This window comes from Amycolatopsis sp. CA-126428 (assembly GCF_002904335.1).
GTDB lineage: Bacteria > Actinomycetota > Actinomycetes > Mycobacteriales > Pseudonocardiaceae > Amycolatopsis.
This window is the reverse complement of record NZ_PPHF01000157.1, coordinates 59,994-84,282: the sequence shown is the minus strand read 5'-3', so window position 1 is coordinate 84,282 and position 24,289 is coordinate 59,994. Positions and strand designations below refer to the sequence as shown.

The following is a 24,289-nucleotide window of genomic DNA, read 5'->3' as shown; positions in this document are numbered from 1 at the left end:
GGTCGAAGCGTAGCCGCCGCGGTTGGTCACCAGCGCAGCACGTAGGGCTGCCCGGTCTCCTTGAAGTGACCCACGTTACGGCACTCGGTCAGGCCGACCCGGGCGCGCGCCGCGAGGGGCTGGTGCACGTGCCCGAACACCGACCACCTCGGCCGCTGGGCGCGGATCAGCTCCAGCAGCGCCGTCGAGCCGATCTCGCTGCGGCGCGCGACGACGTCGTAGGTCAGCTCCGGCAGCGCGGGCGGGCCGTGCGTGCAGAGGACGTCGACCTGCTCGAGCGCGGCCACGCTCCGGTCGTAGTCCGAGCGATCCCGCAGGTAGGGCCGCCAGGCGGCGCCCTTGCGGGGCCGCGGGACGACGCCGTCGGGCAGCAGCGCGCCGCCGACGAACCCGAACCGCAGGCCGCCGATCTCCGCCACCTCGCCGTCGAGCACCCGGACGCCCTCGCCGGCGAACTCCGGCCACAGCGCCGGGGTGTCGACGTTGCCCGGCGTGGCGTAGGTGGGCGCGGTCATCGCCGCGAACAACGTCGCGTACTGGGCGCGGATCGCCTCGTCGACCGCGGCTCCCGGGTCGTCGAGGGTGGCCCAGAGCGTGCGCGAGAAGGCAACGGTTTCGTCACGGGTGCCTTCACGGCGCAGGCGGGCGAACTCGCCGACCTTCTCCGGGCCGAACAGGGCACCCATGATGCCCTTTTCGTAGTCGTGGTAGTCGACGAAGTCGATCAGGTCGCCGAGCACGACCAGGGCGTCCGCCCCGTCGCCCGCCCGCTTCAACGCGTCCGCGTTGCCGTGCACGTCCGAGACGACGTGTACCCGCACCGGTGCTCCCCCTAGCTTTCGACGTCACTGCCTTCGCCGCGCGGAGGGACGCCGGGCTCGCGCCCGTCCTCCAGGATCTCCTTGAGCCCGAGCGCGATCGCCTTGGCCGCGCGGGCCCGCCGGTCGAACTCCCGCCGCAGGTCGCGTGGCGCCAGCTCCCGGGGCGTCCCGGCCGCGTCGGCGGGGGTCGCCCGCAGGAAGTAGTGCAGCAGGGTGCCGTCGAGCACCGGCTCGAGCCAGACCTCCATCGTACCGACGAGCGCCCCCGTCACCGTCCAGCGCAGGCCCTTGTCCCCCCGGTCGGTGTAGACCTCGAGGACCAGGTCGGGCCAGTAGCGCCGCCAGGAGGCCGGCTCGGCGAAGACCGCGGCCACGGTGGCGGGCGGAACGGCGAGGAACGTCTCGTCGACGATGTCGAGTGAGGGTGGCGCGTTCACGTGCGAAGAATGTCACGCCCTCGCCTCGCGGCGCCGATCAGCATGGTCTTAAGGTGCTCACCACGCTAAGTTGACTGGCGGGTAACAGCGGTGTCACCTGCCGCACGCGTTGAACACGGAGGTCCACGTGCGCGAATACAGCGCTCCCGCCGGCAAGCCGGTGGCCGACGACGAAAACATGTCCGACGTCGTCTGGGCGAACGCCGAGCGGTTCTCCGACGTGGTGAGCTTCCGCCGCCAGGTCGAGGGCAGCTGGCTGGACGTGACCGCCAAGGAGTTCGCGGCCGAGGTACTGGCCGTGGCCAAGGGCATGGCCAAGGCCGGGATCGGCCGCGGCGACCGCGTCGCGATCATGTCGAAGACCCGCTACGAGTGGACGCTGATCGACTTCGCGATCTGGGCGGCCGGCGCGGTCACCGTCCCGATCTACGACACGTCCTCGCCCGAACAGGTGCACTGGATCCTGTCCGACTCGGCCGCCAAGGGCGTGTTCGTCGAGACGAACGGCCACGCCGCGGCGCTCGAATCGATCCGGGACCGGCTCACCGACCTGGCCAGCACGTGGCAGATCGAGGGCGACTCCCCCGCCGTCGAAGAGCTGTCCGCGCTGGGCGCTTCGCTGTCGGACGACGAGCTGCACGACCGGCGGCGCGAGGTGTCCGCGGACGAGCTGGCCACCATCGTCTACACCTCCGGCACCACCGGCCGCCCCAAGGGCGTCGAGCTGACCCACCGGAACCTGCTGGCCGAGATCCGCGCCGACATCGAGGCGTTCCCGCAGCTGATGGAGCAGGGCAACTCGCTGCTGTGCTTCCTGCCGCTGGCGCACGTGCTGGCCCGCGCGATCGCCGTCACCGCGCTGACCGCCCGCGTCACCCTCGGGCACACCCCGGACGTCAAGAACCTGGTCGCCGACCTGGGCACGTTCCGGCCGACGTTCGTCGTCGCGGTGCCGCGCGTGTTCGAGAAGGTCTACAACTCGGCGAAGCAGAAGGCCCACAGCGAAGGCAAGGGCAAGATCTTCGACGCCGCCGAGGCCACCGCCGTCGCCTACAGCGAGGCGCAGGACTCCGGCGGCGCCGGGCTCGGGCTGAAGCTCAAGCACCTGGTGTTCGACAAGCTGGTCTACGGCAAGCTGCGCGCGGCCCTCGGCGGCCGCTGCGTCGCGGCGGTCTCGGGCGGCGCGCCGTTGGGTGCGCGGCTGGCGCACTTCTTCCGCGGCATCGGCGTCCCGGTGTTCGAGGGCTACGGCCTCACCGAGACGTCCGCGGCGGCGAACGTCAACACGCAGACGGCGTTCCGCGTGGGCACGGTCGGCAAGCCGGTCAACGGCACCTCGGTCCGCATCGCCGACGACGGTGAGGTGCTGCTCAAGGGCGACGTCGTGTTCCGGGCCTACTACAACAACCCCGTCGCCACGAAGGAAGCGCTCACCGACGGCTGGTTCCACACCGGCGACCTGGGCGAGCTCGACCGGGACGGGTTCCTGAAGATCACCGGCCGCAAGAAGGAGATCATCGTGACGGCGGGCGGCAAGAACGTCGCCCCGTCCGGCCTCGAGGACACGATCAAGGCGTCCCCGCTGATCAGCCAGGCCATGGTCGTCGGCGACCAGCGCCCGTTCATCGCGGCCCTGGTGACGGTGGACGAGGAGTACTTCCCGTCCTGGAAGTCCCAGCACGGCAAGCCCGCCGCGGCCACGGTCGCGGAGCTGGCTTCGGACGCCGACCTGCTCGCGGAGATCCAGGCCGCGGTGGACGAGGCGAACAAGTCGGTGTCCAAGGCCGAGGCGATCAAGAAGTTCACCGTGCTGGCGAACGACTTCACCGAGGCCGGTGGCGAGATCACGCCGAGCTTGAAGCTGAAGCGCAACGTGGTCACGAAGAACTACGCCGACGACATCGAGGGCCTGTACCGGAAGTAGGTCAGTGGCGGTAGTCGCACCAGTGTTCGTGGTGCCCGGCGTTCGCGTGGTCGTACGCCTGGAACTCGAAGCGGGCGCTGGTCTGCGGGCCGAACCGGCCGTCCTCGGCGAGCGCGGGTTCGGTCAGGTAGCTGTTGATCGTGTGCTGGGCGTTGCGCACCGCCTGCTCGGTCAGCGGACCGAAGCGGGAGTCCGGCGTCAGCCCCTGGCCGTAGCAGGCGTTCAGGCTCTCCTGCAGGGCCAGCACGGCGACGTTCTCGTGTCCCCGCACCACGACGCAGTCGTGGTTGAACGAGTTCCAGGCCGTCGACGGCACGTGCATGTAGTACGACGCGCCGATCCACACGTTCGAGAAGCTGGTGCAGGCGACCTCCGCGGCCGCCGCCGGCGCTGCCGCGGCGGGCGACACCGCCGTGACCAGCATCGCCGGCACCACCGCGGCCAGCAGGGCGTACAGGGGCTTGCGCATGGCGTTCCTCCCTCGCAATTCGGACCCGCCCAGTCTGGGTGACCGCGCGGACCCGGGGTTCGGCATTGCGCGTCACGGAGTTGGCGGCCGGCGTCACCCCTGTGCGCCGGCGCGCCAGGCCCGCGGGGTGGTGCCGTAGGTCCGGCGGAAGACGCGGCTGAACTGGGCCTGGTCCGGGAACCCCCAGCGGGCGGCGATGGCCCGCACGGTGAGGCCGGCCAGCGCCGGGTCCCGCAGGTCTTCGCGGCAGCGGGCCAGGCGCCGCTGGCGGATCCGGGCCGCGACGGTGGCGTCGTGCCGGGCGAAGAGCCGTTGCAGCGTGCGCGGTGAAATGAAGTGCGCCGCGGCGACGGCGTCCGGGGTCAGGGCCGGATCGGCCAGGTGCGTGTCGATGAACTTCCCGATCCGGAGGAACAGCGTGCGGTCGGCGGCGTCGCGGGCCGGGACCGGGTCGAGCAGGTCGCCCAGGTGCACGGTCAGCAGGTCCAGCCAGGCGCAGGCGAGCCGCTGCCCGGCGTCCCGGCCCGCGACCGCGGCGCCCGCGACCTCGGCGAGGAAGGTGCGGACCAGCGTGCCCACGCCGCCCGCCGGCAGGCACTCGCCCCGCAGCTCGCGCGGGTCCACCGGGAGGGCGCTGCGGGGGAACGTCGCCGCGACGATGTGCTCGGTGCCGCCGGCCCCGGGTTCACGGCGGCCCTCGAACGTCCGGGAACTGTCGTACAGCGCCATGTCGCCGGGCCGCACGACGGTGCTGCGCCCGCAGTGCCGGAACACGTTGCGGCCGTCGACCCCCAGCAGGACCCGGAACGCCTCGGGGTCCGACCGGCCGATCGAGGCCCGCGTCCGGGCGACCTCGAAGGCCCCCGACGCCGACCGGACGGACATCAGCACCACGCCGCCGAGGTCGACCGCGCACAGGCGCGCCCGGAAGTCCGCGGGCCGGTCCGTGCGGAGCTCCATCCCCATGGCCGCGCCGGCCAGGGCGTGCCGGTAGTAGTCGAACGCCTCGGCCCGGTCCACGTCGTCGGTGTCGATCACCAGCATCGCGCGCCCTTCCCCTCGGAGCGGCCGGAATCGTCCTGCCCGGATTGTCCGGCTCCCCGGGGCGGGTCGACACCGCCCGATGGCGGACGGGAGGGGGGCGCCTTTCGGCGTCAGCCCCGCTGGGCCGCGATGAAGTCGCGGTACCAGCGGTAACTCGACCTCGGGGTCCGCTCCTGCGTCCCGTAATCGACGTGGATCAACCCGAACCGGTGCTTGTACCCGTGCGCCCACTCGAAGTTGTCCAGCAGCGACCAGCAGAAGTAGCCGCGCAGGTCCACCCCGGCCGTCGCGGCGGCGCGGGCCGCCTCGAGGTGCTCGCTCAAGAAGCTGATGCGCTCGTAGTCCGCGAAATCGCTCCGGTCCGCGTACACGCACCCGTTCTCCGTGACGTACACCGGGGGCAGCCCCGCGTAGCGGTTGTGCAGGCCGACCAGCGCTTCCGTGAGGCCCTCCGGCTCGACCGGCCAGCCCATCCCGGTGCGCGGGACGTCGTCCGGCAGCTGCGTGGTGTCCACCCCGATGTCGGTCACCGTCCGCCGGGCCGGGTCCGGTTCGCGGTGCGGGGCGTCCGCGACGTGCAGGCGGTAGTAGTAGTTCACGCCCAGGTAGTCCAGCGGAGCCCCGATCGTCTCGAGGTCGTCGTCGTGGCGGAACGAGAAGTCCGACACCCCGTCGAACATCGCCGGCAGGCCCGGTGCGTAGCGGCCGCCGAACAGCGGGTCGGTGAACTGGCGGCGCAGCAGGGTGTCCTGCCGCGCGGCCGCCGCGGTGTCGGCGGGCGAGGACGACACCGGCACCACCGGCGACTGGTTGAGGACGATGCCGAACTGGTGCGGCAGCGCCGCCCGCTCGCGCATCGCCCGCACCGCCAGGCCGTGGCCCAGCAGCAGGTGGTGGGCGGCCGCCAGCGCGCCGTGCCCCTCCCGGGCTCCCGGCGCGTGACGGCCTTCGCCGTACCCGGCCACCGCGCACGGGTACGGCTCGTTCAGCGTCGTCCAGTGGTCGACGACGTCGCCCAGCTCCTCGTGCACCAGCGCCGCGTACTCGGCGAACCGGAACGCCGTGTCGCGGGACCGCCAGCCGCCCACGTCCTCCAACGCCTGCGGCAGGTCCCAGTGGTACAGCGTCAGGAACGGCTCGATCCCCCGCTCCCGCAGCCCCTCCACGAGCTGCCGGTAGAAGCCGAGGCCCCGGCGCTCCAGGCGGTGCCCGTCCGGCTGGATCCGCGGCCAGGACACCGAAAACCGGTAGGAGTCGACGCCCAGGCCGGCGAGCAGGCCGAGGTCGTCGCGCCAGCGGTGGTAGTGGTCGGCCGCCGGTTCGCCGGTGTCGCCGCCGGCCACCGCGCCGGGGACCGCCGCGAAGGTGTCCCAGATGGACGGTCCGCGGCCGTCCGCGGTGGTGGCGCCCTCGATCTGGAACGCCGAGGTCGCGACGCCCCAGCGGAAGCCGGGCGGGAAACTGCTGGTCACGGTGAACTCCGGGGGTCAGCCCTTGAGCGCGCCCTGCATGATGCCGCCGACGATCTGGCGGCCGAACAGCAGGAACACGATGAGGACGGGGACGGTGCCGATGGTGGCGGCGGTGAGCACGAGCGTGTAGTCGGTGGTGTAGCCACTGGCCAGTGTGGACAGTGCGGTTTGGACGGTCGGGTTCTCCGGCACCAGCACCACCAGCGGCCAGAAGAAGTCGTTCCAGGCCTGCATGAAGGTGAACAGGCCGAGCACCGCCGCGGCCGGGCGGGCGGCGGGCAGGGCCACGTGCCAGAACAGCCGCAGCGAACCGCAGCCGTCCATCCGGCCGGCTTCCAGCAGCTCCAGCGGCAGCGCCCGCTCGAAGTACTGGCGCATGAAGAACACGCCGAACGCGGTGACCAGGCCGGGCACGATCACCGCCTGCAGCTGCCCGGCCCACCCGAAGTCGGCCATCATCATGTACAGCGGCACGACGCCCAGCTCGGTCGGGATCGCCTGGGTGGCGACCACGACGAGCAGCAGCGCGGTCCGCCCGCGGAACCGCATCTTGGCGAAGGCGAACCCGGCCAGCGTCGAGAACAGCACCACCGACACGGTGATCGTGCCCGCGACGATCAGCGAGTTGCCCAGCGCCAGCGCGAAGTCCGTCTGGTCGAAGACGCGAGCGATGTTCTCGAACAGGTGCCCGCCCGGCACCAGTACCGGCGGCACGCTCCCGACCGCCTCCGTCGTCTGCGAGGAGACGACGAACGACCAGTACACCGGGAACGCCGAGCCGGCCAGGATCGCGATCAGCGCGGCGTAGGTCCACGGGCTGGTGACACGCTGCCCGATGCGCCGCATCCGGCCGGGCGAAGCGCCGGGCGGTGCGGGCGCCGCCGGGGTCAGCACGGTGGTCATGTCCGCTCCTCAGTCCGTTTGGATGCGCCGGGTCACCAGGTACGACAGGCCCGCGACGAGCATCGTGGCCACGGCCAGGATCAGCGCGATCGCCGAGCTGTAGCCGAAGTCGTACTTGGTGAAGCCCTGTTCGTAGAGGTAGAGCGCGGCGGTCTGGAACTGCCGGTCCGACCCGCCGGTCGCCGCCGCGGTGCCGGGGTTGAACAGCAGCGGCTCGGCGAGCAGCCGCATGTTGCCGGTCGTCGCGATCACCGTGGAGAAGATGATCTGCGGCCGCAGCAGCGGCACGGTGATCCGCCAGAACTGCTGCCACCCCTTGGCGCCGTCGAGGGTGGCGGCCTCGTACATGCTCGACGGGATCGCCTGCATCGACGCCAGGAAGATCAGGGCGTGGTAGCCGGTCCAGCGCCACACCACCATCGACGCGATGGCGGTGTGCGAGCTGGCCGTGCCGGCCTGCCAGTCGACGTGCCCGCCGCCGAACCAGCTCAGCACCCAGTTGATCAACCCGAAGTCCCGGCCGAACAGCTGCGCGAAGATGATCGTCACCGCCGCCACCGAGGTGATGTTGGGCAGGATCATCCCCATCCGGAACATCGTCCGCCCGCGCAGCCGGCGGTTGAGCAGGTGCGCGATGCCGAGCGCGAACAGGATCTGCGGGATCGTGGTCAGCAGCCACAGGCTGACCGTGTTCCCCATCGCGTTCCAGAAGTACGGGTCGTGGAACAGCAGCTGCTCGTAGTTGCCGAACCCGATGAACTGCGCGCCTTCGGCGTCGATGAGGTTCCGCTTCTGCAGCGACACGAAGGCCGTGTACAGCAGCGGGAACAGCCCGAAGACGCCGAAGATCAGGAAGTACGGGCTGATGAACCCGAACGGCGACAGCTTGACGTCCCACTTCTGCCGCCGTTCGGCGAAGGTCAGCGTGGTGGTGCCGGCCATCACTTGATCTTCGCGACGTCACCGACCAGCTGCTGCCACGCCGCCGCGCCGTCCTGCTTGCCCTGCTCGACGCGCTGCATCGCGTTGCCGAACTCGGTCTGCACGTCGCCGGCCTTCGGGCCCTGGTACTGCGGGTTCAGCTTCTTCGCCGCGTCGGTGAAGAGCTTGCCGACCGGGGCGTTGTTGAAGAACGGGTTGGTGTAGCCGGTGATCTTCGGGTCGTCGTAGAGCGACGGCGCCGACGGCAGCAGGCCCTTGCTGGTGAAGACCTTCGCCTGCTGCTCGGGCGCGGTCAGCCAGGCGGCGAGGTCGGCGGCTTCCTTGGTGTGCTTGCCCTGCTTGGGCACGGTCAGGTACGAGCCGCCCCAGTTGCCGCCCCCGCCGGGCACGCTCGCGATGTCCCACTTGCCCGCGGTGTCCGGCGCCTGGTCCTTGATCTTGGTCATCATCCACGCGGGGCAGGTGACGGTGGCGAACTGGCCCTGGGTGAAGCCGGTGTTCCACTGCGGCGTGCTGTAGAGCAGGCCGGCGCTCAGGTTCGCCTTGACCGCGTCGGCGACGAGGTCCCAGCCCTGGCGCAGGGCCGGGTTGCTGCCCACGATGACCTTGTCGTTCTGGTCGTAGTAGCCCTGCGGGGCCTGGCCGACGATCGCGTTGAGCACGGTCGGGCCGCCGTCCATGAACTTGACGCCGTTCGGCGCCTTCGCCTGGAAGCGCTTGCCGGTCTCGAAGAACGCCTGCCAGGTGGGCCAGAGCGCGGAGACGGCGTCGCGGTCGGCGGGCAGCTGGGCCTGCTCGAACAGGTCGCGGCGGTAGCAGATGGCCAGGCCGCCGACGTCGGTGCCGTAGCCGATCTGCTGCCCGCCCTTGGCCAGCGACGCGGCCCACTTCCAGCCGAGCCAGCGGTCCTTGAGCTTGTCGCCGCCGACGGTGTTGAGGTCGACGAACTTGTCCGGCGTCGCCTTGAACTGGGCGACGTAACCGGTGTCGATGGCCTCGACGTCCGCGGCGCCGGCGCCGGTGGCCAGGTGCGCGGCGAGGTTCTTGTGGTGGTCGGAGTAGGCGGCGGTCCGCTCGGTGATCTCGATGTCCGGGTGCGCCGCCTGGTACTCCTTGATCAGGTCGGTGTAGCCGAAGTTGCCGAACAGGCCGAGGCTCAGCTTGACCTTGCCACCGGCGGCACCGCTGTCGCCGCACGCGCTCAGCGCGGTGAGCGCGACCAGGGCGGCACCCACCCCCGCGAGCAGGCGGATCCGGCGGGTTGTCGTTTTCGGGCGCATGAGATCTCCGTTGTTCTGCGGGCCGGTCGGAAAACGCGGGTCCCATGAGAGCGCTCCCAGCACGGTGCCGTCAAGTAACAAAACAGTAACGCCTCCCGGCGTTTACGCAGTCCCAGGTGGTGTGCTACAGATGTAACCGGTTACAAGAACGGAGATTGCCATGGTCACCGCCCGCGAGGTTGCCCAGCTCTGCGGGGTTTCCGTCGCCACTGTGTCGCGGGTGTTCAACCGCCCCGCCACGGTCAGCGCGACGACGCGCGAACGCGTCGAACGCGTGGCGCGGGACCTCGATTTCTCGCCGAACGAGTCGGCGCGCGCGCTGTCGCGGCAGCAGTCGGCGATGGTCGGGCTGGTCTGGGACACCGACCACCGGCGGCCCGGCTGGCGGCACCCGTTCCTGCAGGACCTGTTGCTGGGCCTCAAGTCCGCGTTGAGCTCGCACGGCTACCACCTGCTGATGCTCGCGACGAGCGACGACGCCCGCGAGCGCCACCCCGGCGTTTCGCTGGCCGACCCGATCGGCTACGTGAGCATGACCCGCCGGCACCACCTGGCCGGGCTGGTGCTCATCGACAGCGGGACGGACGCCGACGCGTTCACCGCGTTCGCCCAGTCCGGGTTGCCGTGCGTCGCACTGGACGTCGCCCTGTCCGGGCCGCGGGCCACCCACGTGACCTCGGACAACGCGGGAGGCGCGGCGGAAGCCGTCCGGCACTTGGCCGCGCTCGGGCACCGCCGGATCGCGACGATCACCGGTCCCCGCGGCAACGCGCCGGCCACGGCCCGCACCGAGGGGTACCGGCGCGGGCTGGCCGACGCCGGGCTGCCGGTGGCGGAGGACCTCGTGATCGGCGGCGACTTCTACCGCGAGAGCGGGTTCGTCGGCATGCGCCGGCTGCTGGCCCGCAAGGAGCCGCCGACGGCGGTGTTCGCGGCCAGCGACGAGATGGCGGTCGGCGCGCTGCTGGCGGCCCGCGCGGCCGGGCTGCGGGTGCCGGCGGACCTGGCCGTGGTGGGGTTCGACGACATCGAGGTGGCCTCCCTGGTGGACCCGGCGCTCACCACGGTGGCCCAGGACAAGCCGGGCTTCGGCACGGCGGCGGCCGGCGCGCTGCTGGCGATGCTCGAGAACGCGACGACCCCGGAACCGGTGCTGCTGCCGACGAAGCTCGTGGTCCGCGACTCCTGCGGCTCCCGGTCGTGAGTGGTAACGCGGGTTAGAACCCCCTTTACCACTCACGACAAGCCGCGGCAGACCCCTAAACGATGATCTTTGTTTGCCAGTCGATGTGGTGGGCGTACAGCCAGCCGCTTTCCTCGCCGACGTCCTGGCCCGCGCTCGCCGCCACCAGCTTCTCCACCCGCTCGCGGCGCAGGTTTTCGTACGCCGCGAACGCCGATGCCGGGTCCGGCCGGTCACGCAGGCACTGCGCGAGGACCACGCTGTCCTCGATGGCCATCGAGGCGCCCTGGGCGGCGGCCGGGGACGCGGCGTGCGCGGCGTCCCCGACGAGGACCAGCTCGGGCGTCGACCACACCCGCGTCTCCGGGACGTCGTAGGAGTGGCCGCCGAAGACCTCGTCCCCGGTGGCGGCGATGATGTCCGCGCAGGGCAACGGATCGCCGTCGAACGCCGCGTGCGCGAACTCGCGCCAGCCCGCCGTGGTGACCGCGGCGATCTCCTCGCGAGGCCGCTCGGCGTCCGGGATGCGGGCGAACCAGAAGGTCGCTCCGGCCGGGTCCGTGGTGAACCCGAAGGCCGCCCGGCTGCCGCGGACCATCCGGTAGATCCCCGGCGCCGCGGGCAGCCCGCCCGCGCGCGTGTAGCCGTACACGACGGTCAGCCCGGTGTAGCGGGGCTCGTCCGCGGCCGGGTCGATCAGCTTCCGGACGACCGAACGCACCCCGTCCGCGCCGACGAGGACGTCACCGGTCGCGGTGGTGCCGTCGGCGAACTCCGCCGTGACGCCACCGGCTTCCGGCGTCGCGCGCACCAGCCGGCGCCCGCGCTCCAGCGGGACACCGCGGCGCGCGGCCTCCTCCAGCAGGACGCGGTAGAGCGTCGCCCGGGTGAGGGTGCGCGGCCCGTCGAGACCTTCGGTTTCGAACTCGCGCCGCCCGACGGTCTCCCCCGTCGGGGCGACGAGCTCCACGCCGTACGCGGCGAAGGAACTGTCGATCACGGGCCCGTCGGCGCCGATGGCGCGCAGGGCGTCCATGCCGTTGTGCATGATCGTGAGGAACGCGCCGACGTCGTCCCCGCCGGCGGGATGGGCCTCGAACACGACGGGTTCGTGCCCGGCCAGCTTCAGCGCCATCGCCGTAACCGTTCCGGAGATCCCGCCACCCGCGACCAGTACCCGCACTTCGCGCCCCCTCGACTCCGCGTGCCGCCGCCGTTGACGTTACCGCGACGGCGGCACCCGGTGCCTACTGCTCCTTCGCACCGCTGGTGGCGATTTCGCCGTTGAGGCCGCGCGGGTAGAACCCGCCCGAAGTCACCTTGTCCGGGTTGAGGTAGGCGATGTTGAGCACGCGGTCGGCGGACCGCCCGAACGCGATGCCGTTCGCGTCCGCGGGGACGAGGTTCGCCTTGCCGTACTTCAGCACGCCTTCGTCGTCGTCGGCCTTGCCGTCGAGGCTGTCGCGGGCGTCGGAGATCTTGTTCGTGATGTCGCCGAGGCCGCGTTCGAACAGCTGGCCACGCACGATGCCCGCGTGGTACGCCTCGACCGCGAGGATGCCCGCCGCCGCGTCGAGGAACGTCTTGTTGTCCACCAGCGGCGCCGCGCCCTTGTAGGCCGACACGCCGACGTCCTCGAACAGGTAGGCGGCGAGCAGGAAGTTGTTCTCGCTCCCGAAGGGGTCGAACGTCTGGCCCTGCTTGATCACCCCCGCGGCCTGCATGGCCGCGGTGAAGCTGTTCTGGAAGTCGATCTCCGGCTGCGCGACGGCGGCCTTGTCCAGCGCCTTGCGCAGGAAGTTCACGTGGGCGACCTCGTCGCCGGCGATCTCCTGGACGATCTGCTTGGTGTGTTCGCTCTTGAACTGCACCGCGTGCCCGCCGGACACCTTGCCCAGGTTGCCGACACCGTTGACGTACTTCTCGTTCAGCCCGTAGCCGTAGACGGCGAACGAGTACAGGTTCGCCTCGAGGTACTCGAGGTTCAGGGCGAAGTTCAGCACGGCGGCATCGCTCGCCGCCTCCTTCGCCTTGTCACCTCCCTGCGCTCCGTACTGCGACGTGGCACCGGCCGAGCCGAGGCCCAGTGACAGCGCCGTGCCGAGCGCGCCGGCACCCGCGACGCCGAGCCCCGCCGCTCCCGCAGCCTTGAGGAAGCGGCGGCGGTCGGTCGCGTTCTCCGCGCTGCGCTCGATCAGCTGCTCTGTGTAGCGTTTTCCGAACACCGGGGGACGTCCTCTCGTGACGAGTTCGTCCACCTCACCCACCGGTCATACGTACCTGGGCGGCCCCCGGCTCGGTCAAACCGGAAAAAATTTTGATCGACTTCGGTTTCCCCAGGTCAGCCGCGTTGCGCGACGGCGAGCCGGACGCACACCGCCAGCGCGCGGACGGCCTCTTCGACCTCGGTGAGCTTCGGGAAGGTCGGCGCGATCCGGATCACGGCGTCCGCCGGGTCGTCGCCGTGCGGGTGGGTCGCCCCGGCGGGGGTCAGCGCGACACCGGCCTCCTTCGCCAGCCGCACGACCTCCTTCGCGGTGCCCTGCGGGACGGTCAGCGTGATGAAGTACCCGCCGGTCGGCTTGGTCCAGGACGCCAGGTCGGCCAGCTCCTCGGTGAGGATGCGGTCGACGGCCGCGAACTTCGGGCCGATGATCTCGGCGTGCTTGCGCATGTGGGCGCGGACGCCGGCCTCGTCCTTCAGGAAGTGCGCGTGCCGCAGCTGGTTGACCTTGTCCGGGCCGATGGTGCGCTTGCCGGTGTTGCCGGTCCACCAGGCGAGGTTCGCCTCGGAGGCGCCGAAGAAGCCGACGCCGGACCCGGCGAGGGTGATCTTCGAGGTGGAGCCGAAGACGAAGACGCGGTCGGCGTGGCCGGCCTCGGTGGCCAGGGCCAGCAGGTCGGCCAGCTCCGCCTCGGCGTCGGTGAGGTGGTGCACGGCGTAGGCGTTGTCCCAGAAGATCCGGAAGTCCGGCGCCGCGGTGCGCATGGTGGCGAGCCGCTTCACGACGTCGTCACTGAACGTGACACCGGTGGGGTTGCTGTACTTCGGCACGCACCAGATGCCCTTGACGGCCGGGTCTTCGGCGACCAGCGTCTCGACGACGTCCATGTCGGGGCCCTCGTCGGTCATCGCGACGCCGACGAGCTCGATGCCGAAGCGCTGGGTGAGCGCGAAGTGGCGGTCGTAGCCCGGGACCGGCGCGAGGAACTTGACCTGCGGCTCGTCGGCCCAGCGGCGCTCGGCGCCGGGCAGCTTGCTCAGCAGGGCCTGGACGACGGCGTCGTGCATCAGCTCGAGGCTCGAGTTGCCCGCGGCGAGCAGCTGCCCGGCGGGCACCTGCAGCGCGGGGGCGAAGATGCGGCGCAGCTCCGGCAGGCCGTTGAGGCCGCCGTAGTTGCGGACGTCGGTGCCGTCCTCGGCCTTGAAGGTGCCGTCGCCCGGGAGGGACAGCAGCGCGTTCGAGAGATCGAGCTGCTCGGGGGACGGCTTGCCGCGGGTGATGTCCAGGGAGAGGCCTCGGCCGACCAGGGCCGCGTAGTCGCTGCGGGCCGTGTCGACGTCGACGGAAGCAGTGGTCATGGCCTCAACGCTAAACCCGCCGTCGATACCATTTCGGGGCGGGTCCTGGCTAGGGTGGTAAGGGTGCATCTCGTCGTCCACGCCGACCAGCGTCAGTTCTCGGTGCGGGACTCCCGTTCCCGCTTGACGGGCAGCGGGTGGACTTCGGACGCGGTGGAATCCCACCGGATCGGGGTGGAGCCCGGCGGTCTCGCGATCGCGACGGCCCGGTCGGACCTGGTGGAGTCGTCGGTGACCCTGCTGCCCTCGCCGCCTGCTCTGCTGTCCGACGCCGAGCACGTGGTGGAAGCGGATCTTCCGGTTCCGAGCGGCCGGCTGGTGATTTCCGGCCCGGCCGACTACCCGTCGCAGGAGAAGTACTTTTCGGTGCTGCCGGGGCGGTACCGGGCGCGGGTTTCCTACGTGCCGGCCGGGCCCCCGTCGGTGGACTGGAACGACCACGAGTACGGGGAGCACTACCGGTACGTGGTGGAGCTGTGGCCGGTCGAGGAACAGTCCGATGTGGAGGTTCTCCGCCAGGGCGCCACCGTCTGGGACGGCTAGCGCAGGCGGCCCGGTCCGTCGGATTCAGGAGTGATCAGCGGCCAAGTGTCAGTCCTCGTTCCTGTCGTCGGACGCAACCGGCTAGCAGCATCAGAGCGCCGTCAGGGTGGCCAGTTTCCAGCGGCCGTCGACCCGTTTCGCCGTCACCGCCAGCTGGGCCACCGAGGACGTCGGTGCTCCGCCGCCCTGGGCCACCGTCTGCTGGTCCAGGAACAGGAGCAGATCCGCGGAGTCGCCTCGCAACGACCGGACCCCGATCGCCCGGACCGTGGTCGTGCGGGTCAGCTTTTCCGCCGTCGCGCGGGTGCGGGCCGAGGCGAACTGGGCCTGGTACTGCCGGACCGCGTCCCCCGTCAGGACCTCCGAAGCCGCCCGCTCGGTGCGCGGCAGGTTCGCGTAGTCGTACGAGAACACCGCCTTGACCGCGTCACTCACCGAAGACGAGACCTCGGCGGTCGCCGGAACATCCACCAAAGCCTGGTTGTCGTCCGGGGTCAGGGAGGCCGCTTCGATGCCGAACCACGCCGTGCAGCCCAACGCGAGCGCCACCACCAGAACCAGTACCCGGGTCATGAGCCCGCCGCCTGGACGCCCGCGATCTTCCACCCGTCCGGGGCGCGGGACACGTCCACCGTCAGCCGGTTCAAGCGCGGTGCGGCGGGAGATCCGCCCGTCGACACCCGGACGTCCACCACGGCCAGGAGCCGCGCTGTGCCGCGTGGCACGTCGATCTCCGTCACCGCCGCCTGGACCAGCGACGCGGACGACACCGTGCGGGCCGTGGCGGCCCGGTCGATCTGCAGCCGGCGGTCTCCGGCCAGGTCTTTCCCGTACTGGCCCGTGGTCGCCGTGATCCAGCGGTCCACGTCCGCCGCCGCCGTGCGGTAGTCGATCGTGTTCAACGTGACCAGCTGGGGACCCGCCGCGGCCAGCGCCGCGTCACGCTCGCGGCCGCGGGCGTAGGAATCGTCGGCCGCCGCGCGCCACCAGGACCAGCCCGAGAACGCCGCCGCCAAGACCGACAAGACCGCCAACACCACCAGGAACCGCAGCTTCACGGCGCGCCCAGCAACCGGGCCAGCCCGCCCGCCGACGGCCCGGTGAGCAGGCTCAGCATCCCGGGCAGCTGCTGCGGCGCCGGCGCGGCCTGCTGCTGCGGCGCAGCCGGAATCGCCGGCGGTTTCCCCGCGTAGGGCGCGTTCTGCGCCCCGCGCACCCCGGTCGGGCTGCCCGGCGGCTCGGCGCAGTAGGCGTTCATGTTGACCGGCGCTTCGGTCTCGTCGTTCGCCGGACGCTGCTTCGTCCCCTCATACCCCTTCGTGCACGACGCCGGGTCGAAGAAGTTGAACACCACGCCCAGGTGACCGGTGCCGTCCGGGGACGTCGACGGCGAGAACGCCGAAATGATCGGGTACGCGACCAGCAGCTCCTCGAGCGAATCCTTCCGGGACGTCGTGATCTGCGCGGTGGTCAGCAGGTTGGCGAACAGCACCCCCAGATCGGTCCCGGACGCGGCCAGCACGTCGCTGATCTGCCGGCTCAGCCGCGGCGCTTCCGCGATCACCCGCCGCAGGTCCGGATCGGACTTCTTGAGCTGACCGGCGATCGTGCGCAGCCCCGAAGCGAAGTCGGTGATGTTCGCCGCCTGGCGCTCCTGGGTGCCGAGCACGATCCGCGAGTTCGCCAGCAGCCCCTGCGTCTGCGGCACGTACTGGGCGGCCACCGCCGTCAACGACCCCGTGCTGTCCAGCAGCTGCTGCAGTTCCGGCCCCGCGCCCGCGAACGCGTTGTACGTCTCGTCGACGACCGTCCGCAGCGAATCCGGGTGCACGCTGGCGACGAGGTCGTCGAGGTGGGTGAGCACGGTGTCCGGCGACGGCGGCAACGACGTCCTGTCCGCCGTGATCACCGAGCCGTCCTTGAGGAACGGCCCGCCGTTGTGCTGGGGCAGCAAGTCCACGAACTGCTCCCCGACCGCCGACCGGTTCGCCACCTGCGCGTGCGCGTCGGCCGGGATTTCCGGGGCGCCTGAGTCGATGTCGAGGGCGACGTCGACGCCGTGCTCGGTCAGCGTCATCGACGTCACCCGCCCGACCGTGACCCCGCGGTAGGCGACCTCGGAGTTGACGAAGACGCCGCCGGAGTCGGTCAGCTGCGCGGTGACGACGTAACCGCGGTTGCCGAAGAGCCGGTCCAGCCCGGCGTACCGGCCGCCGGCGTAGACGACCGAAACCACCGCGATGACGACGAACGCGAACAGCTGGATCCGGATCTTGCGGGTCACCGGCCGCCCCCGATCAGGCCGAGCAGCCCGCCCAGCAGCCCGGGACCGGCCGCCGGCGGGACCGAACCCAGGTCGGGCAGCGGCAGGGGCGGCGCGACGGCGGCAGGCTGGCCGCCGATCCCGGACGGCAGCGCGATCGGCGGCTGCGACGAGTTCGTGAAGTTCGAGATCAGCGTGTCCAGGTCGAGGTTCACGTTCGCCTCGACGTTCGCGTAGTCGCCCTTGATCACGTTGCCCGCGTAGTCCGGGAACGGGTAGGTGAGCAGGATCTGCAGCGCGTTCGGCAGGTTCTGGCCGGCCTCGCCGAGGTTGGCCAGCGTGGGCTGCAGGGCCTTGAGGTTCGCGACGAGCTGGTCGCGGCTCTTCGTCACGGTGTCCACCGCGACGCCGGACAACGTGTTCAGCGCGGTCAGCATGCCCACGAGCTGGTCACGCTGGTCCGTGACGACCTTCAGGCCCGGCGCGAGGTTGTCCAGCGCGTTCGTCAGGTTCTGCGTCTGGCCCGTCAAGGTGTGGGACAGCTTCGCGAGGCCGTCGATCGCGCGGAGGATCTCGGTCTTGTGCCCGTCGAGCTGGGTCGCCAGTTCGTCCACCCGGGACAGCAGCGCGCGGATCTCCGGCTCGTTGCCCGACAGGGCGTCGTTGAGCTCGTGGCTGATCTTCTGGATCTGCTCGACGCCGCCGCCGTTGAGCAGCAGCGAAAGCGCGCCGAGCACCTCCTCGACCTCGGGGTTGCGGTTGGTGCGCCCGAGCGGGATCCGGCCGCCGTCGGCGAGGCGACCAGCGGCCGGCTCGGCGGCCGGCACGCTCAGCTCGACGAACTTCTCCCCCAGCAGGCTGGACTGCTTGAGTTCGGCGCGGGCGTTGGCGGGCAGCGCGATGTCGCCGTTGACGGTCATCGCCACCAGCGCCGACCGCGTGTCCGGGGTCAGCGTGATCTTGTCGACCCGCCCGACCGCGACGTCGTTGACCTTGACGCTGGACTGCGGCACCAGGTCGAGCACGTCGGTGAACAACGCGGTGACGTGGTACGGGTGGTCGCCGACGTCGGCGCCGCCCGGCAGCGGCGTGCCGTAGAGGCCGTTGAACCCGCCGTCGCTGCAGCCGGCCAGCACCAGCACCCCGGCCAGCGCCCCGGCGATCCGCCGGCGCCCCTTCACTTCGCACCGCCGGAGAGCTGTTCCATCACGTCGACCAGCGGGAGCGGCAACGGCGGCAGTGTCCCGTTCTGCAGGGAGTTGAGCACCTGCGGGATCGTCGGCAGCTTGAGCGCGCCGTCCAGGATCGGCGCGAGCTGCTTGCAGATGTTCCCGAGTGCGTCGGGGACTTCCTTCGGGGTGACCGCGCTGATCAGCCGGCACACGGTGAGGATCGGCGGGTTGGTGAGCTCGTTCAAATTGTCGCGGACGGCGATGGTGCCTGACGCCGCGTCGTAGGAGTTGATGAAGTTCGTGGCGCCGGTCGGCGCGATGTCGAGCACCTCGGCGAGCGCGGCGCGCTGGTCGACCAGCACCTTCGACAGCGACGCCAGCTTGTCCACATTGGATTCCAAGGCCGTCTTGTTGTCGTTGACGAATTGCTGGACGTCGCCGAGCGCGCCGCCGAGGGACTGCAGCGCGGCGCCCACCTCGGAAGAGTCCGCGGCGAGGAACCGGCTGACGTCGGCGACGCGGCCGTAGAACTCGTTGAGCTGCCGGTCGCTCTGAGCCAGGGCGCCGGTGAACGAGTTCAGGTTCTGCACGGTCGAGAACAGGTCGTCCTTCGAGCCGTCGAGAGTCTTCGCGAGGTCGGCCAGCTGCCCGACCGTCGAGTTCAGCGAAGCACCGTTGCCCTTCAACGTGTTCGCGGCGGTGTCGAGCACGCCGGACAGGGCGCCGTCCTTGTTGGCACCGTTCGGGCCCAGCGCGGTCGACAGCTTGTCGAGGCTCGAATACAGGTCGTCCAGCTCGACCGGAGTGGCCGTCCGGTCCTTCGCGAGCACCGTGCCCGAAGCGAGGACAGGCCCGCTGTCGTAGGCCGGGGTCAGCTGGACGTACCGGTCGCTGACCAGGCTCGGCGCGACGACGACGGCCCCGACGCCGGCCGGCAGCGGCACGTCGTCGACCCGCATGTCCACGCGGACCGCGTCCCCCTGCGGCGTGACGTCGGTGACCTCGCCGACCGGAACGCCGAGCACCCGCACCGACGAACCGGCGTACAGCCCGACGGTCTTGCCGAAGTACGCGGAAAGCTTGGTGCCGTTCGAAGAGCGGAACACCAGGTACAGCCCCGCGGTGACGACCAGCGCGAGGATGCAGGCGAACGCCAGCCAGGTCACCAGGCTGCGGCCGCGGGCCGTGTGGATGGTCATCGGCGGCCCACCCCCTGGTTCGGCGCCGCGATCGGCGGGGTGCAGCCCTCGGGGTTGATGTGCAGCCCGCCCACGGTGATCGTCGGCGGCAGCAGCCCGCACAGGTAGCCCTCGAACCAGCGGCCGTTGCCGGTGGCGTTCGCGCCGACGCGGGCGAACGGCGCCATCAGCTGCAGGCTCTGGTCGAGGTTGCCCTGGTTGCGCTGCAGGATGTCGGTCACCTTCCCGAGCTTGTCCAGCGTCGGCTTGAGCTGCTCGCGGTTGTCCTGGACGAGCCCGGTCAGCTGCGCCGAAAGCTGCTGGGTGCCGGTGAGCAGGGCGTTGATGGCCTGCTTGCGGTTCTGCAGCTCGGTGAGCAGCAGGTTGCCGTCGCTGATCACGCGCTGCAGCTGGGCGTTGCGGTCGGACAGCGTCTTCGAGACCTGGCTGGTGTTCGCCAGGAGCGTGTGCAGGTCGGCGTCCCGGGAGGACACCGTCTTCGCCAAGGACGACAGCCCGGTCAGCGTGTCCTTCAGGTACTGCGGGCTGTCCTTGAGGCTGTCGGACAACGCGTTGAAGCTGTCCGCGAGCTGTTTCGTGTCGATGTCGCCGACCGTCGTCGACAGCTGCTCGAAGGCGTCCTGCAGCTGGAACGGCGTGCGCGTGCGGGCCTGCGGGATGGTCTGGTCCGGCTCCTGCGCGCCGCCGCCCTTCGGGTCGAGCGCGAGGTACTTCTCCCCCAGCAGCGTCTTGATCTCAATTGATGCTGTCGTCGCGTCACCGACCCGGACGTCCTTGACGCGGAACTTGACCAGGACCTGCTTGCCCGCCAGCTTCACCGACGACACCGTGCCGACCTTGACCCCGGCGACCTCGACCTCGTTGTCCGCGGCCAGCCCGGCGGACTCGCCGAAGTACGCCGAGTACGTCGTGCCGTTGCCGAAGAACGGGAGCTGGTCGGAGAAGTACGTCGTGGCCGTGACGAGCACGATCAGCACGAGCGCGACCGCGCCGACCATCGCCTGGTTGCGTTCCTTCAGCGGCTTCACGGCCCACACCTCTCCGCGCGCTGGGTGCCGGGGATCGGGATGATCGGCAGGGTGATGTCGAGCGAGGAAATGCCGATGGTGCCGGTGATCCCGCACAGGTAGTAGTTGAACCAGCTGCCGTAGCTCAGGGTCCGGGTGAACTTCTGCAGGTTGCCCGGCAGCACCTCGAGGAGGTGGTTGAGCAGCTCGCCGGAGTCGCCGAGGTTCTGAGAGAGCACGCCGAGCCGGGCGACGTCGTCCTTGAGCGCCGGGCGTGCGTCGGCCAGGAGCCCGGTGGTCGACACGGCGAGGTCGCCGAGCGCGCTGACCGCGTCGCCGATCGGCTTGCGCTGCTCGGCCAGCCCGCTGACCAGCTTCTGGGTCTGCTCGATGAGGTCGCCCAGCTGCGGGCCGCGGGCGTTGACCGTGCCGAGCACCGTGTTGAGGTTGGCGATGACCTGGCCGATCACCTGGTCCTTGCTCGCGATCGCCGACGTCAGCGACGCCGTGTGCCGCAGCAGGCTGGTGATCGTGCCGCCCTCGCCCTGGAAGACACTGATGATCTCGGCCGAGAGCTGGTTGACGTCCTTCGGGCTCAGCGCCTTGAACAGCGGCTTGAAGCCGTTGAAGAGCACGGTGAGGTTCAACGCGGGTTTCGTGCGCTCCGGCGGGATCGTGCCGCCTTCGGGCAGCGCCTTGTCCCCGGGGACGTCGGTGCCGAGCGCGAGGTAGCGTTGCCCGACCAGGTTGCGGTACTTGATCGTCGCGGTCACCGTTTCCGGCAGCCGGTAGGCGTGCTCGACGTCGAACCGGACCTCGGCGAGGTTCCGCTCGCCCTCGACCACCTCGATCGTGTCGACCTGGCCGACCTTGACCCCGGCGATGCGGACGTCGTCGCCTTCCTTGAGCCCGGACGCGTCGGTGAACTTCGCCAGGTACCCCGACGTCTCACCGAAGTTCGTGTTCGCGATGGTGGCCGCGAGGATCCCGGTGAACAGCACGGTGACGACGGCGAACACCGCGAGCTTGATCAGCGACGGGACGAAACTCCTCACTTCAGCTCGACCTCCGCCCCGCGGTAGAGCGGCCCGACGAGCAGGCCGGCCCAGCCCGGCACGGCACCCGGCGAGGTGCCGAGTGCGGGCGAGGCGAGCAGGTCGATCAGGTCGTTCTCGTAGGCCGAGCCGACGATCGTGCCGTCCCCGCCGACGGCCCCGCCGCCCGCGGTGATCGGGCCGGGCAGCTTCTCGGGCGGGTTCTTCGGCGGCGCCGGCTTGCTGGAGCCGTCCTTGATGGCGCCGTCGGGCGGGTACTGCGGCCACACCCCGGGCTTCGGCACGGTCGGGTAGCAGCGCGGGCCGCGCTTGTCTTCGTACTTCGGCTCGTCGACACCGGGCAGGTACTTCCCGCGGCCGGCGGCGAACTCGATGGTGACCCGGCTGACCTCGGGGTGCGCGGTGCCCTTGCCGAACGCCAGCTCCGCCCGCGGCACCGACTCGGCGAGCTGCCGCAGCAGGCACGGGTACTCGGGCGCGTACTTGGCCAGGACGTCCAGGGTCGGCTGGATCGCCGTGGTGAGCCGGATCAGGTTGTCCTCGTTGACCTGCAGGAAGCTCGTGAGGTCCACCGAAGCCGCCGTGACCGTCGCGTAGAGGTCGCTCAGCTGCGCGCGCTGGTCGACGATCGTCCGGCTCGTGGTCGTCAGGTCGGAGAGCGCCTGCAGCAGGTCCGGCGCCGCCTTGTCGTAGGTGGCGGCGACGTTCGCGAGCCCGGTGATGTCGGCCTTGACGTCCGGCAGCGACGGGTTGAGCTTGCCGAGGTAGTCCGACAGCCCGGCCAGGGTCTCGCCGAGCTGCTTGCCGCGGCCGTCGAGCGCGGTCGCCACCGCGGTGAGCGTGCTCGACAGCTTTTCCGGCTGGACCGCCTGCAGCAGCGGCATCACGTCGTCGAGGACCTTCTGCAGCTCGATCGCGGCGCTGCTGCGGTCCTGCGGGATGACGTCGCCGGCCCGGATCGGGCGTTCCGCCTTCCCGGGCAGCTGCAGGGCGACGTACCGCTCGCCGAAGAGCGTCTTCGGCAGCAGCCGCGCGGACACGTTCGCCGGGATGACGGGCGTCTTGCCCGGGTCGAGGGCCAGCTCCAGCTCGGCGTGGTCGCCCTTCGCCAGCACCGACCGGACTTCGCCGACGAGCATGCCGCGGACCTTGACGTCGCCGCCGGCGCGCAGCTGGCTGCCGACCCGGTCGGTTTCGAGCTTCACGAGCGTCACCGGCGTGAACACCTTGTGGTACACGGCGAGGGTGAGCGTGATGAACAACGCGGCGACGAGCAGGAAGACGAGCCCCAGCACCTGGTACCGGAGCCGCTGCCAGAGCTCGCGCCTCATCCCGAAATCCTCACCGTGGTGTTCGCGCCCCAGATCGCGAGGGACAAGAAGAAGTCCAGCACCGAGATCAGCACGATCGACGTCCGCACCGCGCGGCCCACCGCGACGCCGACGCCGGCCGGGCCGCCGCCGGCGTTGAAGCCGTAGTAGCAATGGGACAGGATCACGAGCACGCTGAACACGATCACCTTCCCGAACGACCAGAGAACGTCGCCCGGTGGCAGGAAAAGCGTGAAGTAGTGGTCGTAGGTGCCCGCGGACTGGCCGTAGAGCCAGATGGTGATCTGCCGCGACGCGAGGTAGCTCGAGAGCAGGCCGACCGCGTACAGCGGGATCACCGCGGCGACGCCGGCGAGCACCCGGGTCGTCACCAGGTACGGCATGCTCGGCACGCCCATGACTTCCAGCGCGTCGATCTCCTCGGAGATCCGCATGGCGCCGAGCTGGGCGGTGAAGCCGCAGCCGACGGTCGCGCTGAGGGCGAGACCCGCCGAGAGCGGCGCGACTTCGCGGGTGTTGAAGTAGGCGGAGATGAACCCGGTGAGCGCGGCCGTGCCGAGCTGGTTGAGCGCGGAATAGCCCTGCAGGCCCACGATGAGGCCGGTGAACAGCGTCATCCCGATCATCACGCCGAGCGTGCCGCCGATGACCGCGAGGCCGCCGGTGCCGAAGCAGACCTCGGTGAGCAGCCGCAGCGTCTCCCGGCTGTAGCGGCGGATCGTGCGCGGCGACCAGGCGAGCGCCTTCGCGGCGAACGCCAGCTGCTTGCCGAGTCCTTCCAGGCTCTGACCGGGCCGCGCGATGTACTCGAGCGTCCGGTCCGCGTCGACTCCTCCGGCGGTCATCACATCGCCTTCGGCGGGACGATCCGCAGGTAGATCGCGGTGAGCACGACGTTGATCAGGAACAGCAGCAGGAACGTGATGACCACGGCCTGGTTGACGGCGTCGCCGACGCCCTTCGGCCCGCCCGCCGGGTTCAGCCCGCGGAAGGCGGCGACGACCCCGGCGACGAAGCCGTACAGCAGCGCCTTGATCTCGCTGACCCACAGGTCCGGCACCTGGGCGAGGGCGTTGAAGCTGGCCAGGTACGCGCCGGGCGTGCCGCCCTGCAGGACGACGTTGAAGAAGTAGCCGCCGAGCACGCCGACCACGCTGACCAAGCCGTTCAGCAGCACCGAAACGACCATCGCGGCGAGCACCCGCGGCACGATGAGCCGCTGGATCGGGTTGACGCCGAGGACCTCCATGGCGTCGATCTCTTCGCGGATCTTGCGCGCGCCGATGTCCGCGCAGACGGCGCTGCCGCCGGCGCCCGCGACGAGCAGCGCGGTGATCAACGGGCTGGCCTGCTGCACGATGGCCAGGGCGCTGGCCGCGCCGGTGAACGACTGGGCGCCGATCTGCGCGGTGAGCGAGCCGAGCTGCAGGGCGATCACCGCGCCGAACGGGATGGCGACCAGGGCCGTCGGGAGGATCGTGACGCTGGCGAAGAACCAGCACTGCTGGATCCACTCGCGGGCCTGGAAGGGACGCCTGAAAATGGCGCGCAGGACTTCCCAGGAGAGCGTGGCGAGGCGGCCGACCTGGGTCAGGGCCGCGGTTCCCGGGAGCGTGCCAGTGCCTCCGCTCACCACACCTCCCAGTAAGTCGCCGTTGACC

At 70.8% G+C, this 24,289-nt stretch carries 24 protein-coding genes; 3 read left to right on the top strand and 21 right to left on the bottom strand.

Features of this window, described 5'->3' with window-relative positions; translation table 11 throughout:
* Positions 1-26: 26 nt before the first annotated feature.
* Together C2L58_RS40270 and C2L58_RS40265 are read right to left on the bottom strand one after the other, a co-directional pair.
* Positions 27-821 (bottom strand): metallophosphoesterase family protein, encoded by a 795-nt coding sequence (locus tag C2L58_RS40270; protein ID WP_103342873.1) that lies wholly within the window; start codon positions 819-821, stop codon positions 27-29.
* An 11-nt stretch (positions 822-832) separates the two neighbouring features.
* Complete coding sequence (locus C2L58_RS40265) at positions 833-1,258, bottom strand: polyketide cyclase / dehydrase and lipid transport (RefSeq protein WP_103342872.1); 426 nt, start codon at positions 1,256-1,258, stop codon at positions 833-835.
* A gap of 127 nt (positions 1,259-1,385) precedes the next feature.
* Between C2L58_RS40265 and C2L58_RS40260 the strand changes: the two genes are divergently transcribed.
* The gene (locus C2L58_RS40260; protein ID WP_103342871.1) at positions 1,386-3,182 is read left to right on the top strand and encodes an AMP-dependent synthetase/ligase; all 1,797 of its coding nucleotides are present in this window, start codon (positions 1,386-1,388) and stop codon (positions 3,180-3,182) included.
* A gap of 1 nt (position 3,183) precedes the next feature.
* Here the strand turns inward: C2L58_RS40260 and C2L58_RS40255 are convergent, their stop codons facing one another.
* The 6 genes from C2L58_RS40255 to C2L58_RS40230 all read right to left on the bottom strand — a co-directional run bounded on the left by C2L58_RS40255 (position 3,184) and on the right by C2L58_RS40230 (position 9,292).
* Positions 3,184-3,651 carry a peptidoglycan-binding domain-containing protein gene (locus C2L58_RS40255; RefSeq protein ID WP_199191672.1) on the bottom strand — a complete coding sequence of 156 codons (468 nt, stop codon included), beginning with the start codon at positions 3,649-3,651 and terminating at the stop codon, positions 3,184-3,186.
* A 93-nt stretch (positions 3,652-3,744) separates the two neighbouring features.
* Entirely contained in the window at positions 3,745-4,695 is a 951-nt protein-coding gene (locus tag C2L58_RS40250) for a helix-turn-helix domain-containing protein (RefSeq protein WP_103342870.1), read from the bottom strand.
* A 110-nt stretch (positions 4,696-4,805) separates the two neighbouring features.
* Positions 4,806-6,167, bottom strand: a complete 1,362-nt coding sequence (locus tag C2L58_RS40245) for a GH1 family beta-glucosidase (protein WP_103342869.1) — start codon at positions 6,165-6,167, stop codon at positions 4,806-4,808.
* A gap of 15 nt (positions 6,168-6,182) precedes the next feature.
* Complete coding sequence (locus C2L58_RS40240) at positions 6,183-7,070, bottom strand: carbohydrate ABC transporter permease (RefSeq protein ID WP_103342868.1); 888 nt, start codon at positions 7,068-7,070, stop codon at positions 6,183-6,185.
* A gap of 9 nt (positions 7,071-7,079) precedes the next feature.
* Positions 7,080-8,012 (bottom strand): carbohydrate ABC transporter permease, encoded by a 933-nt coding sequence (locus C2L58_RS40235; protein ID WP_103342867.1) that lies wholly within the window; start codon positions 8,010-8,012, stop codon positions 7,080-7,082.
* The gene (locus C2L58_RS40230; RefSeq protein WP_103342866.1) at positions 8,012-9,292 is read right to left on the bottom strand and encodes an ABC transporter substrate-binding protein; all 1,281 of its coding nucleotides are present in this window, start codon (positions 9,290-9,292) and stop codon (positions 8,012-8,014) included. The genes C2L58_RS40235 and C2L58_RS40230 overlap by 1 nt, the downstream gene beginning before the upstream one ends.
* A gap of 160 nt (positions 9,293-9,452) precedes the next feature.
* On the opposite strand from C2L58_RS40230, the gene C2L58_RS40225 reads away from it, so the two are divergent.
* Positions 9,453-10,496: a LacI family DNA-binding transcriptional regulator gene (locus C2L58_RS40225; protein ID WP_103342865.1), complete on the top strand. Its 1,044-nt coding sequence runs from the start codon at positions 9,453-9,455 to the stop codon at positions 10,494-10,496.
* A gap of 55 nt (positions 10,497-10,551) precedes the next feature.
* Here C2L58_RS40225 and C2L58_RS40220 read toward each other — a convergent pair whose 3' ends face one another.
* The 3 genes from C2L58_RS40220 to C2L58_RS40210 form a co-directional block, all read right to left on the bottom strand.
* Positions 10,552-11,658 carry an FAD-dependent oxidoreductase gene (locus C2L58_RS40220; RefSeq protein WP_103342864.1) on the bottom strand — a complete coding sequence of 369 codons (1,107 nt, stop codon included), beginning with the start codon at positions 11,656-11,658 and terminating at the stop codon, positions 10,552-10,554.
* Positions 11,659-11,722: 64 nt separating this feature from the next.
* On the bottom strand, positions 11,723-12,700 hold the full coding sequence (locus tag C2L58_RS40215) for a ferritin-like domain-containing protein (RefSeq protein WP_103342863.1): 978 nt from the start codon (positions 12,698-12,700) through the stop codon (positions 11,723-11,725).
* Between the two features lie 116 nt (positions 12,701-12,816).
* Positions 12,817-14,058, bottom strand: a complete 1,242-nt coding sequence (locus tag C2L58_RS40210; RefSeq protein WP_103342862.1) for an aminotransferase class I/II-fold pyridoxal phosphate-dependent enzyme — start codon at positions 14,056-14,058, stop codon at positions 12,817-12,819.
* A gap of 63 nt (positions 14,059-14,121) precedes the next feature.
* Between C2L58_RS40210 and C2L58_RS40205 the strand changes: the two genes are divergently transcribed.
* Positions 14,122-14,601 (top strand): hypothetical protein, encoded by a 480-nt coding sequence (locus tag C2L58_RS40205; protein WP_103342861.1) that lies wholly within the window; start codon positions 14,122-14,124, stop codon positions 14,599-14,601.
* Between the two features lie 90 nt (positions 14,602-14,691).
* Here the strand turns inward: C2L58_RS40205 and C2L58_RS40200 are convergent, their stop codons facing one another.
* Genes C2L58_RS40200 through C2L58_RS40155 form a run of 10 tightly spaced genes read right to left on the bottom strand, consistent with a single transcriptional unit; the run spans position 14,692 to position 24,261 of the window.
* A complete protein-coding gene (locus C2L58_RS40200) occupies positions 14,692-15,174 on the bottom strand; it encodes a hypothetical protein (RefSeq protein WP_103342860.1) in 483 nt (160 codons plus the stop codon).
* The gene (locus C2L58_RS40195) at positions 15,171-15,659 is read right to left on the bottom strand and encodes a hypothetical protein (protein ID WP_103342859.1); all 489 of its coding nucleotides are present in this window, start codon (positions 15,657-15,659) and stop codon (positions 15,171-15,173) included. The genes C2L58_RS40200 and C2L58_RS40195 overlap by 4 nt, the downstream gene beginning before the upstream one ends.
* Complete coding sequence (locus tag C2L58_RS40190; RefSeq protein WP_103342858.1) at positions 15,656-16,885, bottom strand: MCE family protein; 1,230 nt, start codon at positions 16,883-16,885, stop codon at positions 15,656-15,658. Before C2L58_RS40190 ends, C2L58_RS40195 begins: the two co-directional genes overlap by 4 nt.
* Entirely contained in the window at positions 16,882-18,045 is a 1,164-nt protein-coding gene (locus C2L58_RS40185) for an MCE family protein (protein ID WP_103342857.1), read from the bottom strand. The genes C2L58_RS40190 and C2L58_RS40185 overlap by 4 nt, the downstream gene beginning before the upstream one ends.
* Positions 18,042-19,235 (bottom strand): MCE family protein, encoded by a 1,194-nt coding sequence (locus tag C2L58_RS40180; RefSeq protein ID WP_103342856.1) that lies wholly within the window; start codon positions 19,233-19,235, stop codon positions 18,042-18,044. The genes C2L58_RS40185 and C2L58_RS40180 overlap by 4 nt, the downstream gene beginning before the upstream one ends.
* Complete coding sequence (locus C2L58_RS40175; protein ID WP_199191671.1) at positions 19,232-20,263, bottom strand: MCE family protein; 1,032 nt, start codon at positions 20,261-20,263, stop codon at positions 19,232-19,234. Before C2L58_RS40175 ends, C2L58_RS40180 begins: the two co-directional genes overlap by 4 nt.
* Entirely contained in the window at positions 20,260-21,297 is a 1,038-nt protein-coding gene (locus tag C2L58_RS40170) for an MCE family protein (RefSeq protein WP_103342854.1), read from the bottom strand. Before C2L58_RS40170 ends, C2L58_RS40175 begins: the two co-directional genes overlap by 4 nt.
* Positions 21,294-22,628 (bottom strand): MCE family protein, encoded by a 1,335-nt coding sequence (locus tag C2L58_RS40165; protein WP_103342853.1) that lies wholly within the window; start codon positions 22,626-22,628, stop codon positions 21,294-21,296. The genes C2L58_RS40170 and C2L58_RS40165 overlap by 4 nt, the downstream gene beginning before the upstream one ends.
* Positions 22,625-23,473 (bottom strand): MlaE family ABC transporter permease, encoded by an 849-nt coding sequence (locus C2L58_RS40160; protein WP_199191670.1) that lies wholly within the window; start codon positions 23,471-23,473, stop codon positions 22,625-22,627. Before C2L58_RS40160 ends, C2L58_RS40165 begins: the two co-directional genes overlap by 4 nt.
* Positions 23,473-24,261, bottom strand: coding sequence for an MlaE family ABC transporter permease (locus tag C2L58_RS40155; RefSeq protein ID WP_103342954.1), 789 nt, complete (start codon positions 24,259-24,261; stop codon positions 23,473-23,475). The genes C2L58_RS40160 and C2L58_RS40155 overlap by 1 nt, the downstream gene beginning before the upstream one ends.
* Positions 24,262-24,289: the final 28 nt, after the last annotated feature.